Origin of the sequence: Pseudoalteromonas sp. UBA2102, assembly GCF_002331165.1 — a bacterium.
GTDB lineage: Bacteria > Pseudomonadota > Gammaproteobacteria > Enterobacterales > Alteromonadaceae > Pseudoalteromonas > Pseudoalteromonas atlantica.
In genome coordinates, this window is sequence record NZ_DCYU01000076.1 from 21,746 (window position 1) to 37,683 (window position 15,938).

Genomic DNA, 15,938 nt, shown 5'->3' on the forward strand with positions numbered 1-15,938 from the left:
TTCAACATTAAATGAGACGAAAAGCACGTTTTGTTTATAAAATACCATTGAAAATTAATCGCAATGGCCTAAATCCTACCTTAATAAATCATGCATCGTCGTTTTTCTATTGATAAGGACATAAGACCTATCAAGCATTGTCACACTGTTGCAGTATTGAATACTTATATTAAGGTAGTTTAGATTTTCTTTTAACTTGCTTGGAATGAGGAAGGCAAATGACTAGCGCTCTACAAAGGCTAAAACAACATTCATCTATCGTAGCCGACACTGGCGATATTGAAGCGATCAAAAAGCATCAACCAGAAGATGCAACCACAAACCCGTCGCTTTTATTAAAAGCGAGCGAGATTGAAGCTTACAAGCCTTATTTAGATAAAGCTTGGAGCTATGCAAAAGAAACAGAGCAAGATGCAGCTAAACAGCTTGAACTTGCATGTGACTACTTTGCCGTATTACTTGGTAAAGAAATTAGCGAAATTGTACCTGGTTATATTTCTACTGAAGTAGATGCTCGTTTATCATTCGACACCCAAGCAACTATTGATAAAGCACATACCCTGCTTAGCCTTTATGAAAAAGAAGGTGTAAGCAAAGACAAAATTTTAATCAAAGTTGCGTCTACATGGGAAGGCATTAAAGCGGCCGAACAGCTAGAAAAAGAAGGGACTAAATGTAACCTGACTTTATTATTTAGCGATGCTCAAGCGCGTGCATGTGCTGATGCAAACGTATTTTTAATCTCACCATTTGTTGGCCGTATTTTAGATTGGCACGTAGCAAATGGTATGGAAAAACCAACCGATCCGCTACAAGATCCAGGTGTTCAATCTGTACGTAGCATTTTTGAGTTTTATAAACGCCATGATTACAAAACCGTTGTTATGGGCGCGAGCTTCCGTAACACTGGCGAAATTATTGCGCTTACAGGTTGTGACAAGCTAACAATTAGCCCTAACCTACTAGAAGACTTAGGCAATTTAGAAGGCGCAGAAGAATACTTACTACAAAGTGATATTCCTAAAGAGCCAAAGCCTGCCCCTCTTACTGAGTCACAGTTCCGTTGGTTACATAACCAAGATGCAATGGCAACTGAAAAACTAGCTGAAGGTATCCGCTCATTCGCAGATGCACAAGAGCAGCTAGAAGCACGTTTTAAAGCAATGTAATACGCGCTAATTATGTATTAAACGCCGCACCTGCGGCGTTTTTTTATGCCCTTAATATAATCCGCACTGCTTTATACTAACCTGCCACAGCATGTACCATTGCCTACACAGCTAAATAACTCACTTTTAGTATTTTTTTATTTATTTTTTCTATCTAAAAATAACGCGGTCTATAAAGCTAGTTAGTATTAAACTTCATCAACGCATCACATACTTGTAACAAATTCGTCACTTTTTTATTCTATTTTAGCTAGGCCTGTGGTATAGGTATTCTCGAGGTTCACTAAAATCAATAGGAGATAGTCATGGATAGCCTAAACGATATATTAGAGATATTAGAAGGTCCTGATACAACAAGAAAAACCTCTCAAAAGAATAAAAAAAGAAAGTGGCGCGAGATTGAGGCCATAAAAGACAAACAACGGTTACGTAAAGAACTACAGGAGTTAGACTTTTTTACAGACAGCATTGAAATTGATGAGCTAGATTTTTAATTTCAAACTCATTGCGCTCAATTAGGCAATATATTTTGCGGCAGGAAAACCGTATCGATAGTAAAGCTAACGCCAGGTTTTACCCCTTCAAAATAATTGATAATTATTGCGCATGGGCATGTATACACAATAACTAAGCAAAAGGCTTTCATAATACGAAAGCCTTTTTTAATATATCAATTAAACCTGCCAGTTAATGGCCGTATCGCCTTGGGCTTGTAACAATTCATTTGTGTGTGAAAAGTGCTTACAGCCAAAAAAACCACGATGCGCAGAAAGCGGCGATGGGTGCGGCCCTTTTAAAATATGATGGCGAGCGCTGTTAATATTTTTACCTTTTTTTTGCGCATGAGCGCCCCATAAAATAAACACCACTCCTTTGCAGTTTGCATTTATATGGGCTATCACGTTATCGGTAAATTGCTCCCACCCTAAATGCTTATGCGAGTGCGCTTGGCCTTGCTCAACCGTGAGTACTGTATTGAGTAAAAACACGCCCTGCTCTGCCCAGCTTTGTAAGTAGCCATTGTCTGGTATTTCAAAACCGGGAATATCCGTTGCCAATTCTTTGTACATATTTTTTAACGACGGCGGTAACTTTTTAACCTCTGGCAACACAGAAAAACATAAGCCATGGGCTTGGCCTTCTCCGTGATATGGGTCTTGGCCTAAAATAACCACGCGAATATTGTTAAGGGCTGTCGCTTCAAAGGCGCTAAATACTTGCTCTTTGGGTGGGTACACAGCAACACCTTCGACACGGCGTTTTGCTACATAATCTAATGTTTGCTGCATATAAGGTTGCTGTAATTCATATTCTAAAAAGACTGGCCAATCGCTCATTGTATACTCTTAATTTGTTTGCGTGATGCGTCTATTTTATCACACATATTTGCCAGTCCATCTAACATGCGCGGCGTAAAACGATGTAATAAATCGGCATTTACACGTATAAATTGATCATGTTTTACAGCGGGGACTTCTGGCCATTTTTGCCAATTAATTTTAGGTTGTGGCTTATCGGCTTGTTCATCAGGAATAATAATAATCTGTGGTTTTTTAATCACCACGTTTTCAATACTTATTTGCGGGTAGTCGGTTGGGCTGTGTGCAAATACATTGCTTACATGACATGTTTCTATAAGCTGGTTTATCCATGTGTTTTCACTTACCGTCATCATTGGCTCTGGCCATAATTGATAAAAACCAGTTAATATTTTTTTGCTTTGCTGCTGCTTTTTAATTTTTTTGAGCTTAGTAATAAATGCGTTTGCTACTTGCTTGCTTTGCTCAATACGCCCAGTAAATTTTCCAAAAGCAATCAGCTCGTTTGCAACTTCTTCTATTTTTTTGGGATCACTTAAATGTACTTTTATACCAAGGCGTTTAATTTGTTCTAAATCTTCACTTTGATTACCGCTTTTCCAACCAATCACTAAATCGGGTTTTAGCGCTAATAATTTTTCAAGAGAAATACCATAGTAACCACCAATGCGCTCAATACTTTTAGCTTCACTTGGGTAATCGGCGTAATCAACAGTGCCAACAATATTGCTCTCCGCACCTATAGCAAATAGGTTTTCTACTATATGCGGCGCAAGTGCTACAACGCGCAGTTTATCTGGCGCAGCTGTATCACTGGCCACGGCACTGCCCCCTGAACTCAATAACAGCAGTGCAGTAAAAAACGCTTTATACATTAGTAATCAAACCCTTCTAGTGCTTTTATACCCGAGTCGAAGGCGTGTTTAACATTGCGCACTTCGCTCACTGTATCGGCAAGGTCTGTTAACGTGCGGTGCGCTGCGCGACCTGTAATAATAACCGATTGCATGGGAGGGCGATTATTTAGCGCGTTTACTACCTCATCTAAATCAATATAACCGTAAGTCACCATGTAGGTAAGCTCATCTAGTAATACTAAATCAATACTGCTATCTGCAAGCATACGCTTTGACTCCTGCCACGTTGCTTGCGCGGCTGCGGTGTCGGCTTCTTTATTTTGCGTATCCCATGTAAAACCGGTATTCATAACGGCAAATTCAACCCCTGCACCTTGTAATAAATTACGCTCTCCACACTCCCATGTGCCTTTAATGAACTGACAAACAGCGGCTTTTTTACCATGCCCTACGCAGCGAGCAACCACACCAAAGCCTGAGGTAGATTTACCTTTACCATTACCCGTAATTACCTGAAATATCCCTTTAACATCTTGCGCAGCAGCCACGCGTGCATCTACCTGCTCTTTTACTTTTTGTTGGCGCTGCTGGTGCTTATCGTTATTTGTATCCGTCATTATTATCTCCTTCACAAATCGATGTAATGTGTTGTATATTCAAATGCGCCTCGCACATAGTGGCCAAGCGCTCTAGTTGTTGCTCGCGGTGCGCTACAATACTCACAGGTTGTATGGCTGCATCGCTTTTTACCCACTTTAAAATTTGCAGTGTGGCAGCGGGTTCATCAAACAAGCCGTGTAAATAAGTACCAGCAATGGCATTGTCGTCACTAATAAAGCCATCGTTTTCAAACCCATGAGGGTGCGCGTTAAAGATTATAAATGGCTTATTAAGTGCTGCGCCTACACTAATGCCGGCATGAATTTCGTAGCCGCTACACGGTGTTTGCAAATTATTTAACTGCATAGCCGCCGTTACTTTAGTGAGTACTTTTTGGGTGCTTAGAGTGGTATCAAAGTCACTTAATGCAAGGCCTTTAACACGTTTTAATGACGATTCAACCCCCATCGGATCAGCAATGCTATTTCCTAACATTTGCATACCACCACAGATACCAAGTACTTTGCCACCATAACGTATGTGGCGCTTTATTTGCGTATCCCAGCCTTCATTTTTTACAAAACTTAAATCGCCCAGCACGTTTTTACTGCCAGGAATAATAATCAGATCAACCGGTGGGATCGCGTGTGTGTGGCGTACATAATTTATATTAATATTTGGGTGCAGCCGCAATGCATCAAAATCGGTATGGTTACTAATATGCGGCAATAAAAGCACGGCTATATTAATGGTGGCAGTCGTCACCTTGTTATCTATTGCTACAGCATCTTCGGCATCAAGTGCTAAATCATGCAAATAAGGCAGCACTCCAAGCACTGGTTTTTTTGTGTAGCGCTCAAGCCAATCTAGTCCACTTTGTAGCAAGCTTATATCGCCTCTAAAACGGTTTATAACAAAGCCTTTTACGCGCGCTTGCTCGGATTCGCTTAGTAAGGCAAGTGTGCCCACTAAATGCGCAAATACACCGCCTTTGTCTATATCGGCAATAATAATGACAGGGCAACCTACCGCTTCTGCGTAACCCATATTGGCAATGTCGTTCTCGCGTAGGTTTATTTCTGCGGGGCTGCCTGCGCCCTCAACCAATAATAAATCGAACTGCTTTGCTAGGCGTTTATGCGAGGCAAGCACTGCATCCATCGCAACCTGTTTATAGTTATGATACGTTCCTGCCTCCATATTACTAATGGCTTTTCCATGTACAATGACTTGTGCCTCCGTATCACTATTGGGTTTGAGCAATATGGGGTTAAAGTCGTTTTGAGGCTCTACTTTAGCGGCTATGGCTTGCAAAGCTTGCGCACGGCCTATTTCGCCCCCCTCTTTTGTAACCGCGCTATTAAGCGCCATATTTTGCGGTTTAAAAGGCGCGACCTTTATACCTCGCTTTACAAAAACTCTGCAAAGCGCAGCGACTAAGGTGCTTTTTCCGGCATCTGACGTAGTGCCTTGAATCATTAAGGTTTTCATCAGCACTATGCCTTTGCTTTTCTAAAAAAGAGTAAGCTTAAAAAGAATACGCTACCCATGGCTGCTGTAATTACCCCTACAGGGAGCTCTTGGTTTTTAAGTAATGAGCGCGAAAGCACGTCAACCCACACCATAAACGTGCCGCCCACTAAACTGGTAATTAGTAAGCCAGCAGTACTGGCCTGAGATATAAAAAAGCGCACTATGTGCGGCACCATTAAACCTACAAAACCAATACCGCCACATAGGGCCACCAGCACGGCCGTTATTAACGAGCTCAATACCAACATTAAAATTCTAAAACGGTGCACACGGACCCCAAGCGTTATCGCGCTTTCATCGCCAAGAAGCAGCGCATTTAACTGCCTTTTAAAGCTCAGCATAAAGCTAATACACACCACTATAACCAAACATGGCAACCATAACGTGGCCCATTGTGCGCGGGCAAAGCTGCCTAACGTCCAAAATAAAATACCAGCCACTGCTTGCGGGTCACTCCAATACAGCAATAAACTTGTAAATGCGCTAAATAAAAACGACAGTGCCACCCCCGCTAGTAACATAGACTCTACTTGCGACCTTTTTTGCCGCCCAGCAATAAGTATCAATAAGCCCATTGCTAAAAAGCTCCCTAATAAGGCAGCAGCCGATAACATAAACCCTGCACTAATACCCGCAACAGCCATAAGCAGTACGACCCCAAACGATGCGCCTGACGATATGCCAAATAAATACGGATCAGCGAGCGGGTTACGGGTAACCGTTTGTAAAATAAGCCCTGCAATAGCCAAACCTGCACCCGCCATAAAAGCAAGTAAGGTACGAGGTAACCTAAGCTCATAAATAATACGCGCGTTAAACGAGCCCTCCCCTGCTGATAAAATCCCTGTGAGCACATCACTTAACGGCGTATCTGCGGCGCCAAAGCTCAGTGCGCTAAAAAGGCTGCCCAGTGCAATTAATACGGCTGCTATAAATATTGTCCACTGGTTTATTTTTGTTATATCCATTTAATTAATAGCCATAAAAGTAAGTAATATGAGGAATAGTTTGGCCATTTTCTGTGCACTGAGGGTGGCTAGTTACGCGCGCACATACCCCAAAAACATCCGCTAGCATGTCCTCACTAAGTACCTGCGCAGGCGAGCCTGCATGTGTTATTTTACCTTTATTAATAACCACCAGCTCATCGCACATAGCGGCTGCTAAATTTAAATCATGAAATGAGGCAAACACAGTAACCCCTAGCGATTTTGCCAGTTCCATCACTTGTATTTGGTATTTAACATCTAAATGGCTAGTTGGCTCATCCATGATGAGTAATTGCGGTTGCTGCACTATAGCGCGGGCAATCAATGCACGTTGCTTTTCGCCCCCCGAAAGCGATTCAAAATTTTGCTTACACTGTTGCTCAAGCCCTACGGTTTTTATTGCCTGTGTAATTTTTTGTTTGTCGCTGTGGGTGGTGGTGCTAAATAACGATTTATGAGGTGTAAGCCCAAGGGCAACCACATCAAATAATGTTAAGTTAAATTGCGCAGGCGTTTCTTGTAGAACTACAGCAACATATTTTGCGTAGTCGTCACTTTTAAGCTGCCAAATATCCTGCTGATTAAAGGTAACATTACCAGCGGTGGGTTTATTAAAGCGATACAAACAGCGCAGTAAGCTCGACTTACCCGCCCCATTTGGGCCAATTAACCCAATAAACTTACCCTTAGCTACGTGTAAATTGATATTGTTTAAAATGGCGTGATCATCGACTTCCCACGACACATTTTGAACGTTTAATAAGGGTGTATTTGGCGCTAATGTAGTTTGCAAAAGTGAGTCCTTGGAATGCGTGCACTCACTAACACACAGCTAAAAGACTAGTGCATCAATAAAAATGAGTTTACCCGCTCGTTAAAAAAGTATACCAATCTAGAACTTCTCATGCTGATTGATATGTCTCATTTGTATCTGACTTAAAGCGTGGTGCTAATTACAGTTACGGGAATAGTTGAGGAATTTCACCCCATTCCAAATGAGGGTCTATTATGGGCGGGTAAGTAAATAATTTAAAGCAAAAAAAACCGCGCTCATTAGAGCGCGGTTAATAAAGGGAGTGTTTAAGCAACGCTTAAAACTTGTATTCCATACCTAGGCCAACGTAGTCTTGGTCAACATTGTTGTCCATATCAAAGCTTGAGTAAAAACCAAATACTTTAATGTTTTTATTAAACTTATGATCAACACCTACAGAAACTGCCGTTTTGTCGTCGCTGTCATCAAAGTCCATTGCTTGGTATTGCACTTTAAACGTGTTTTTACCCATGCTGTAGGCTGCATTGAATAAATAGCCGTCAGCTTCTGCGCTACCGTCTACTTTTTCTTGAGTTTGGTACATAGCGCCTAATTTAAAGCTCTCTACTTTACCTTGAATTGACGCACGTACTACATCGTAGCCATTTACTTCGCTATCGGCTGCAACCGAGGCGTATACCGCACTCTTTTTAAGTGCAGAGTCACCGTAGGTAACCGCCATTGAATAACCGTTATCTGCATCTACGTCATCTTCGGCAACAAATGTAGCAAGTACTTTAAAGCCTTCGTAGCTTTTAGATGTATAAGTGATTGAATCACCTAAGCGGTTTTCACCTTTAAAGACATTTTTAATATCGCCTTCAAGGTCATTAAATAAATCTAACTTACCTTGCGATTGTTTAAGCGCTGTATCGTTACGACCCACAACAACTTGACCATATGCACCTTTTAAACCTACATACTGGTTACGTGCAGAAATATTGTCGTCGTTATCACCTTTAGAGTCAGCATCAGATACATCAACTTGAAACTCAAACTTATAAACCGCTTCTAATCCATCAGTAATCTTTTCAGACCCTTTTAGTCCAAAGCGAGATGCATTACTTTTAATTTCAGTGAAAGACCCTTCGCCATCATCAGACGATTGCACAGTGACATTCGCTTTACCGTATACATCAACGTCTGCAAACGCGCTAAAAGATAAACCACTTACTAGTGCAACACATAAGCTCGATTTTACAAAATTCATGTTATTTCCTCGATAATCACAAGACTTATTTTTAAAACAGCTGCAGTTTGTCACCGTTAAATGACAGATATATTACAAAGGAAACATTTTTGTCTTTTTATTTTAATAAAAGTGCCTAAATTCTGAAAACAAAATGACATGAATATTTAATAAACAAAATTGTACCTATTCAACCTCATTAAAAATCATAGTCGGTATTTAGTGTTCATCAACAGGCTGATAAGCATTTATTTTAGGTAATAAGTTAATCAGGGTTTCTATTAACTCTTTTTGTTCGTTGTCTCTGTGGTAGGCCACAAAAATATCACGCGAAGTATGTTCTACATCTTTTACATGAAACAGCTCACCCTTTTCTAGGTGAGACTCAACAAGTACCTCGGGGATAAACGCACTGCCGCCACACTGAAGAATTAAATCAAGGGCAATACGCCCCGTACTGGTTCTAAAATAAGGCGGCGTTTTACCGGTAAATTGGCGCGCATGCCATAGCGAAAACGTAGTACCCCAATCAACATATACATATTGGTTATCAAAAAAGTTCTCGTTAGTGGCCGTGTCATAGCCACTAACCGGAATAATTGGCAGCTCGCAAATTCGCTCAACCACAAGCTCGTCTACTTTAGGAGGGTCAAATAAAATGGCTAAATCAAGCGTACGCTCTAATAATAACCGCGTGCTTTCTTGTTGGGCTTTAACCTCTGCGACCAACGATACCCCTGGCATAGCCGACACAATATTAGTAATGCCAAATTGTAAAAACGCATCCCATATATTAGGCGTACCCGCTAAACTTATTTGCTTGTGCATGTTATCGGCAAGTGCCACATCCACTTTGGCACGCTGCATGCCGGTGATGATCATTTTAGCGTGCGGAAGCAATCGCTCTCCTGGCGCCGTTAATTGAATATTGTTACGCTGGCGAATAAACAAGTTTACACCCAACCCCTGCTCTAACTGGCGAATTCGAAAGCTTACTGCCGATTGAGTGATATACAGGTTTTCAGCCGCTTTACCAAAGTGACGCGTGCGCACAACCTCTACAAATGTTTTTAATAAATCTATATCCAATTTTTTATCCTCACGATAAAAATAACTTGTTTAATAAATTGTCAAACTTGCATCATACTCCAGCAATAAACAGGGTATGAGGATACAGTTATGAGCAACGATATTTCACTACTTCGCCAAGCGTTTGTTAGCCAACGTCAATTTTATGATGATCAAAACTTTCCTCGCGGGTTTAGCCGCAGCGGAAACTTCACCTTATTAGAAGCCAGCATATTAGAGCAACACGGCGTTGTACTAAAAGGGCTTTATAATAAAACTTTAGCACCCCAAAATACGCTACAAGAGCAATTTGTTGACGTAGTTTGTGGCAGTAAAGAACCTACAAACCCAATCGAAAAAGCCTGGGTTAAATATTTAAAACTAACAACCTGTAAAACCAAGTTTCATACACTTTTTGGCCGTTCAAAAATGTCAGGGCCGGTACCAATAAGCCAAGACGATTATAGCGAATCAGATAGCGTATAAACCTCTAAGATATTTGCTTTTTTGCGTTTTAACAGTTACAACTTGTATAAGCAAATACTTTTGCAAAATATCAAACAAGGTTGTTACGTGACGCGAAAAATACTCATAGTTGAAGATACGCCTACTATAGCGCGTGTGCAAAAGCATATCGCGCTTAAAGCAGGTTACGAAGTAGATATAGCCGAGTCTTTAGCGGCAACAAAAGAGCTAATAAAACACAATAGCTACTTTTGCGCTGTTGTTGATTTTATCCTTCCCGATGCTCCTGCGGGTGAGGCGGTTCCGTATACTATTAATGCCGACATTCCCACCATAGTAATGACAGGCAACATAGATAAACAAACTCGCGACACGGTAGAAAAATACCCAATAATTGATTATATAATCAAAGAAAACAAACAAGCTTACCAATACCTAGAAAAACAACTAAGCCGTTTACCACGTAACGAGAACGTAAAAGTACTGGTCGTCGACGACTCAACCTCTACCCGTAGATACATTTGCAGTTTACTAAAGCGCCATAAGTATCAAATACTCGAAGCAAAGGACGGCAAAGACGCGCTAGAAGTACTTGAAAGCCAAAAAGATGTGTCTGTTATTATTACCGATAACGAAATGCCAAACATGAATGGTGATGAGCTATGCGCCGAAATTCGCCGGCTTTACAGTAATGATGAAAAAGCCATTATCGGTATTTCAGGTGCTGACTCGTCAGCATTATCGAGCCTATTTTTAAAAAATGGTGCCAACGACTACCTCCATAAACCCTTTAACAGCGAAGAGTTTTACTGCCGACTAAGTCAAAACGTCGACATGCTTGAGCAAATAGCAACAATTAAACGCCAAGCAAATACTGACTACTTAACTAACCTGCCTAATCGTCGCTACTTTTTTGAAGAGTCGAGCAAATCACTCAAGTATTTAAAAAAATCGAATCAAGATGGCGCACTAGCCATGCTTGATATAGACCATTTTAAATCGATTAACGATACATACGGTCACGATTCAGGCGATGAGGTTCTCAAAGGGTTGGCGGTGTGTTTTAAAAAGTACTTTGAAAAGCAGTTAGTCGCTCGCTTAGGCGGTGAAGAATTTGCCGTTTACTTTACTGATGCAACCACAGCGCAAGCGCTAAAACGCCTTGAAGGGTTTAGGCAATTTATAGAGCTTAATAGCCAAGAGTTTAGCCAAGAAAAAATTAAATTTACAATTTCTATTGGTTTTGCAAGCGGCCCTATTTATCAAATAGATGAGTTACTTAAACAGGCCGATTTAAAGCTGTATGATGCAAAAGAAACCGGCCGTAATAAAGTAATAAGCTAAACCTTAACGCTGCTTTATAGCAACTTGCTTAAACCATTATTGCGCATAGGTATTAAACTTCGGCGGCGGTAACAGCCGCTTTTTTACGCTTACGCGATTGATGATAAGAGTCCCAGGTAAATATAGCCAGTGCACTCCAAATACAGGCAAAGGTAATCACCCGCTCTGCATCAAATACTTCATCGTAAAACACCACAGCAAGCATAAACATTAAACTTGGTCCTATGTACTGAAAAAAGCCCAATGTTGTGTACTGCAAACGTTTGGCCGCTCCGGTAAAGCAAAGCAGCGGCAACGTAGTAATAATACCGGCACTAATTAACAGCGCATTGGTATGCCAATCGTTTAGGGCTAAGTCGGAAGTAGGCGTTGGTGCCATTACCCACCAGTAAATTAATGCAACAGGCAGTAAAATTAGGGCTTCGAGTAAAATGCCTGGCAGCGCTTCAACAGGTAACTTTTTACGCAGTAAGCCATAAATAGCAAAAGACGTGGCAAGCGAAAACGCCACCACCGGAAACGAGCCAAAACTGACCAATTGCAATACTACGCCCGCAAAGGCTAAAAACACTGCAAACCCTTGTAACTTTCGCAGCCGCTCGCCTAAAAATAGCATACCCAACAGCACATTAAGTAATGGGTTTATGTAATACCCTAAACTGGCATCGAGCATATGGTTATTATTAACCGCCCAAATAAATAACCACCAGTTAAAGCCCAATATAGAAGAGGTAAGTACTAACATTAAAATAATTTTTGGCTGGGCAACTATGCGCTTAACCTTATCCCAGTATTTAAGCACACTGACCACAAGCACTAAAAAAACCACAGACCAGACAACACGGTGAGTTAAAATTTCAAAAGCAGAAACATGCTGTATTTGTTTGAAATAAATAGGCGCTAAGCCCCACATTAAAAAAGCTAAACAGGCAAAAATACCGCCTTTACGCTGCTCGTTTGCAATCGACATACATACTACTTATTCATACTAAAAGGCCGACAGTTTATACCAATTTGTGCTATTAGGTGATTTATTTTGCGGTAACTAAAGCTCAGCGCAAGGCAAAGCTTTTTATTTTAGCCGTACGTAATTAGCAGCTTTAACCTACTAAATACGTACCTGTACCAAAGGCGATTTGGATTGCCTTTTCGTTGTGTAGCTCCATTCTACATACACACACTTTATTACCAGAGCGGATCAAAGTAGCACTGGCTGTAAATGTCTCCCCTTTGCCAGGGCGCAAATAATCTGTGCGCAAATCAATAGTACCTAAGGTAGCCAGCTTTTGCTGTACGCTAGGGATATCGAGCTCGGTTAATTTATCGATAACACTGGCTGCTGCAAGCATGCCGCCCACATTATCGAGCACCGCCGATATAATACCGCCGTGAAGAATTTTTTGCGCAGGATTGCCTATAAATACATCCTGCCAGGGAAAGGTAATTTTAGCTTGCTCAGGGCTGAGCGACTCTACCGAGATATTTAAAAACTGATTAAATGGCATGCCATTTACAAACAGTGCGCCAACTTGTTCAATTAACATTTCTTTATTCATTATTATTCTCTATGTTTAAATTAACACTGGTACGATGAGTTAAGCATACCTGAAGCAAAACCACGAGGCACTAATTAAATCATTTACCTCTAAGCTAAAGACATCCTATAAAAAAACCACTAAAATAGCCGCCGATGAATACTCTAACCCCTACACCTAGCACATTGGTCCGCAAGCCCGACACGGTTCTTAAACAAGTGTTTGGCTACAGCGAGTTTCGTGATGGCCAAAAAGCGGTGATCGACGCGGCCATTAATGGCCAAGACTCTTTGGTACTTCTGCCTACAGGCGGCGGTAAATCAGTATGTTACCAAGTACCAGCGTTAGTGCTCGAAGGGGTTACTGTAGTAATTTCACCGCTTATCTCGCTCATGCAAGACCAAGTAACGCAACTGCAAGCATTAGGTGTTAAAGCCGCTTACATTAATAATAGCCTGGCTCGCGAAGAGCAACAATTAGTGTACCAACAATTGCACCAAGGGCTAATAAAATTACTGTATGTAGCCCCTGAAAAAGTGCTTCAGCATGAATTTACCGAGCGACTCAGCCACTTAAATATCAGCTTATTTGCAATTGACGAAGCACATTGTGTATCGCATTGGGGGCATGACTTTAGACCTCATTACTTTAGATTAAATGAGCTTAAGCAGCGCTTTTCCCATGTACCTATGATGGCACTGACCGCCACGGCCGATAAAGCGACCCGCTTTGATATAGTTGAGCAATTAAAATTACAACAGCCCTATATACATACCGGCAGCTTCGACAGACCGAATATTCGTTACACCATCGAAGAAAAGTTCAAGCCAATGGCGCAACTACTGCGCTATTTAAAAGAGCAAAAAAATCAAAGTGGCATTATTTACTGCACTAGCCGTAAGCGCGTTGATGACATTGCCGAAAAACTCGCTGATGCAGGTTTAAATGCCGCCGCGTACCATGCAGGCATGAGCAACGAACAACGCCAATTTGTGCAAACCGGATTTGCCCGCGATGATATTCAAATAGTCGTTGCGACCGTTGCCTTTGGTATGGGCATAAATAAACCAAATGTGCGTTTTGTTCTGCATTACGATATTCCAAAAAGTATTGAAGCCTACTATCAAGAAACTGGCCGCGCTGGGCGTGATGGTTTAGCCGCAGAAGCTATTATGTATTTTGATCCTGCCGATATAGGCCGCGTTAGGCGCTTTTTTGAAGACATAGACGATGAACAACGCCGCCGCGTAGAAGAGCAGCGTTTTAATGCCATGGCCAGTTTTGCCGAGGCGCAAACATGCCGTCGCCAAATACTATTAAACTACTTTAGCGAGTATAAACGCGAGCAATGTGGCAACTGCGATATTTGCATTAACCCACCAAAAAGCTTTGATGGCACATTAGTAGCGCAACAAGCGCTTTCGTGTGTGTATCGAGCTGGGCAGCGTTTTGGCTTAGGCTATATTGTAGAATTATTACGCGGGGCTAATACCAGCCGCATACGCGACAACAACCACCACGAACTCAGCACCTATGGCATAGGCAAAGACAAAAGCAGTGAATTCTGGCTCAGTATATTACGCCAACTTATACACCAAGGCTTGTTAAGCCAAGATATTACCCAAGGTGCCTCGCTGCGCTTAACCGAAGCAGCACGCGCAGTGCTTAAAAGTGAATACGCTCTACAGCTTGCCGAGCCGCGCTTACAAGCTAAGCACGTATACCAAGATAAACTGGCGCAGTTTAACTACGACAAAAAACTATTTGCCCGCTTACGGGCTCTGCGTAAAGAACTCGCTGATGCCGACGATGTACCGCCGTACGTTGTATTTAACGATAAAACCTTAGCCGAAATGGCGCAATTAATGCCCACCAACGACAGCGAATTTTTAAAGGTGTCGGGCGTTGGCTTTACCAAACTCAATAAATATGGCGGCGAATTTTTAACGGCCATTCGTAATTACCTTGCTAGCAATTAAGTAAACTATGACCCAAATTGAATACAATCACGCCCATAAATGCATTGTTATAAGCCCAGTAGAAGCACCACACGATGAAGACTTTGAGCTGTGGAGCACGCTGTTTTTACACGCAGATGAAATAACAATTATTGACTACGCAGGGGGTGCTGACCGTCATCAATTGCGCTTTAGCTATCAACAGCAAACCTTTAATTTAAATTTTGAACACTACAGCGAAAGTATTTGGATTAATGGCGAAGGCCAAGAAGCCGAGCATTTATTAGCAGCCCTTGCTTTTTACTTAGGCTAAAACGCCTCGCATATGCACTAATTAACAAAGGTGCATAACGGTAACAATTAATTAGTTTCAAAATCTATACCTTTTACTTACATTGTAATAACAATGATGTAAGCTGATATTACGACTCATATTTGCAGTAGTATTGAAGAGGTTGAATGGTGAATAGAAAATGGATTGCACACTGTTGTATAAGCTTAGCCCTTGTAAGCTTTAGTGCGCCTAAGGCCTTTGCACAACAACCACCCAATAAAACTAACACCTGCTCCGCTGTGCAAACTCACTCAGACAAAAGCAATAATTTACGCCGTGAGGTTGAAGATAAAACCACACTGATTAATAGTCGCAGCGACGCCCAAATAACCTCAATTACCCTTAAACAACTTAACGTTTTTAATACCGAGTTGGAGGAGGAAAATAACGCGCTTTTTCGTTTTGCCAACCGCGCTCATATTCAAACCGAGCCAGACGTTATTAGTAATATTCTGTTATTTAAACAAGGCGATAATTACAATGCCAGAAAGCTCGCTGAGTCAGAGCGTTTATTACGCCAACAAAACTATTTATATGATGCGCAAATAAGCGCGGTTGAAAACTGCGACGGCAACGTAGATGTAACGGTGGTAACTCGCGATTTATGGACTTTACTACCCGAAATAAGCTTTAGTCGCAGCGGTGGCGAAAATAAATCGAGTATTGGTTTTCGTGAGTCCAATTTACTGGGGTGGGGCAAGCGTTTATCGTTTTCACGCACTACCGACAGCAATCGTAACGGTTATTTATTTGTTTATGACGAT

17 protein-coding genes and 1 riboswitch are annotated in these 15,938 nt (G+C 41.5%); of the genes, 7 read left to right on the plus strand and 10 right to left on the minus strand.

The window, feature by feature from the left end; translation table 11 throughout:
• Positions 1-218: 218 nt before the first annotated feature.
• Together tal and B2R65_RS10795 are read left to right on the plus strand one after the other, a co-directional pair.
• Positions 219-1,169, plus strand: a complete 951-nt coding sequence (gene tal / locus B2R65_RS10790) for a transaldolase (protein ID WP_004587993.1) — start codon at positions 219-221, stop codon at positions 1,167-1,169.
• Between the two features lie 305 nt (positions 1,170-1,474).
• Positions 1,475-1,663, plus strand: coding sequence for a DUF3545 family protein (locus B2R65_RS10795; RefSeq protein ID WP_004587992.1), 189 nt, complete (start codon positions 1,475-1,477; stop codon positions 1,661-1,663).
• Between the two features lie 180 nt (positions 1,664-1,843).
• Here the strand turns inward: B2R65_RS10795 and ung are convergent, their stop codons facing one another.
• The 8 genes from ung to B2R65_RS10835 all read right to left on the minus strand — a co-directional run bounded on the left by ung (position 1,844) and on the right by B2R65_RS10835 (position 9,559).
• The gene (ung, locus tag B2R65_RS10800) at positions 1,844-2,506 is read right to left on the minus strand and encodes a uracil-DNA glycosylase (RefSeq protein ID WP_286742458.1); all 663 of its coding nucleotides are present in this window, start codon (positions 2,504-2,506) and stop codon (positions 1,844-1,846) included.
• Positions 2,503-3,363, minus strand: a complete 861-nt coding sequence (locus tag B2R65_RS10805) for a cobalamin-binding protein (RefSeq protein WP_286742459.1) — start codon at positions 3,361-3,363, stop codon at positions 2,503-2,505. Before B2R65_RS10805 ends, ung begins: the two co-directional genes overlap by 4 nt.
• Positions 3,363-3,962: a cob(I)yrinic acid a,c-diamide adenosyltransferase gene (cobO, locus tag B2R65_RS10810; protein WP_004587989.1), complete on the minus strand. Its 600-nt coding sequence runs from the start codon at positions 3,960-3,962 to the stop codon at positions 3,363-3,365. The genes B2R65_RS10805 and cobO overlap by 1 nt, the downstream gene beginning before the upstream one ends.
• Entirely contained in the window at positions 3,946-5,436 is a 1,491-nt protein-coding gene (locus tag B2R65_RS10815; protein WP_286742463.1) for a cobyric acid synthase, read from the minus strand. The genes cobO and B2R65_RS10815 overlap by 17 nt, the downstream gene beginning before the upstream one ends.
• A 5-nt stretch (positions 5,437-5,441) precedes the next feature.
• Positions 5,442-6,446, minus strand: a complete 1,005-nt coding sequence (locus tag B2R65_RS10820; RefSeq protein ID WP_286742466.1) for a FecCD family ABC transporter permease — start codon at positions 6,444-6,446, stop codon at positions 5,442-5,444.
• Positions 6,447-6,450: 4 nt separating this feature from the next.
• The gene (locus tag B2R65_RS10825; protein ID WP_286742469.1) at positions 6,451-7,260 is read right to left on the minus strand and encodes an ABC transporter ATP-binding protein; all 810 of its coding nucleotides are present in this window, start codon (positions 7,258-7,260) and stop codon (positions 6,451-6,453) included.
• Positions 7,261-7,328: 68 nt separating this feature from the next.
• A riboswitch (cobalamin riboswitch) is annotated at positions 7,329-7,460 on the minus strand.
• A 98-nt stretch (positions 7,461-7,558) separates the two neighbouring features.
• Entirely contained in the window at positions 7,559-8,491 is a 933-nt protein-coding gene (locus B2R65_RS10830) for a porin (protein WP_286742472.1), read from the minus strand.
• A 198-nt stretch (positions 8,492-8,689) separates the two neighbouring features.
• Positions 8,690-9,559, minus strand: coding sequence for a LysR family transcriptional regulator (locus B2R65_RS10835; RefSeq protein ID WP_004587984.1), 870 nt, complete (start codon positions 9,557-9,559; stop codon positions 8,690-8,692).
• Between the two features lie 90 nt (positions 9,560-9,649).
• On the opposite strand from B2R65_RS10835, the gene B2R65_RS10840 reads away from it, so the two are divergent.
• Both B2R65_RS10840 and B2R65_RS10845 read left to right on the plus strand, forming a co-directional pair.
• A complete protein-coding gene (locus B2R65_RS10840) occupies positions 9,650-10,024 on the plus strand; it encodes a MaoP family protein (RefSeq protein WP_004587983.1) in 375 nt (124 codons plus the stop codon).
• Positions 10,025-10,111: 87 nt separating this feature from the next.
• Positions 10,112-11,347, plus strand: coding sequence for a response regulator (locus B2R65_RS10845; RefSeq protein ID WP_054983768.1), 1,236 nt, complete (start codon positions 10,112-10,114; stop codon positions 11,345-11,347).
• Between the two features lie 52 nt (positions 11,348-11,399).
• Here the strand turns inward: B2R65_RS10845 and rarD are convergent, their stop codons facing one another.
• Together rarD and B2R65_RS10855 are read right to left on the minus strand one after the other, a co-directional pair.
• Complete coding sequence (rarD, locus tag B2R65_RS10850) at positions 11,400-12,317, minus strand: EamA family transporter RarD (protein WP_286742475.1); 918 nt, start codon at positions 12,315-12,317, stop codon at positions 11,400-11,402.
• A 130-nt stretch (positions 12,318-12,447) separates the two neighbouring features.
• Positions 12,448-12,903, minus strand: coding sequence for a thioesterase family protein (locus B2R65_RS10855; RefSeq protein WP_004587980.1), 456 nt, complete (start codon positions 12,901-12,903; stop codon positions 12,448-12,450).
• Positions 12,904-13,037: 134 nt separating this feature from the next.
• Here B2R65_RS10855 and recQ point away from each other — a divergent pair, with 134 nt between their 5' ends.
• The 3 genes from recQ to B2R65_RS10870 all read left to right on the plus strand — a co-directional run.
• Positions 13,038-14,861, plus strand: coding sequence for a DNA helicase RecQ (gene recQ, locus B2R65_RS10860; protein ID WP_054983758.1), 1,824 nt, complete (start codon positions 13,038-13,040; stop codon positions 14,859-14,861).
• 7 nt (positions 14,862-14,868) lie between these two features.
• Entirely contained in the window at positions 14,869-15,153 is a 285-nt protein-coding gene (locus B2R65_RS10865) for a DUF3630 family protein (protein WP_126005944.1), read from the plus strand.
• A gap of 146 nt (positions 15,154-15,299) precedes the next feature.
• A partial coding sequence (locus B2R65_RS10870) for a POTRA domain-containing protein (protein ID WP_286742480.1) occupies positions 15,300-15,938 on the plus strand: 639 nt, incomplete at its 3' end.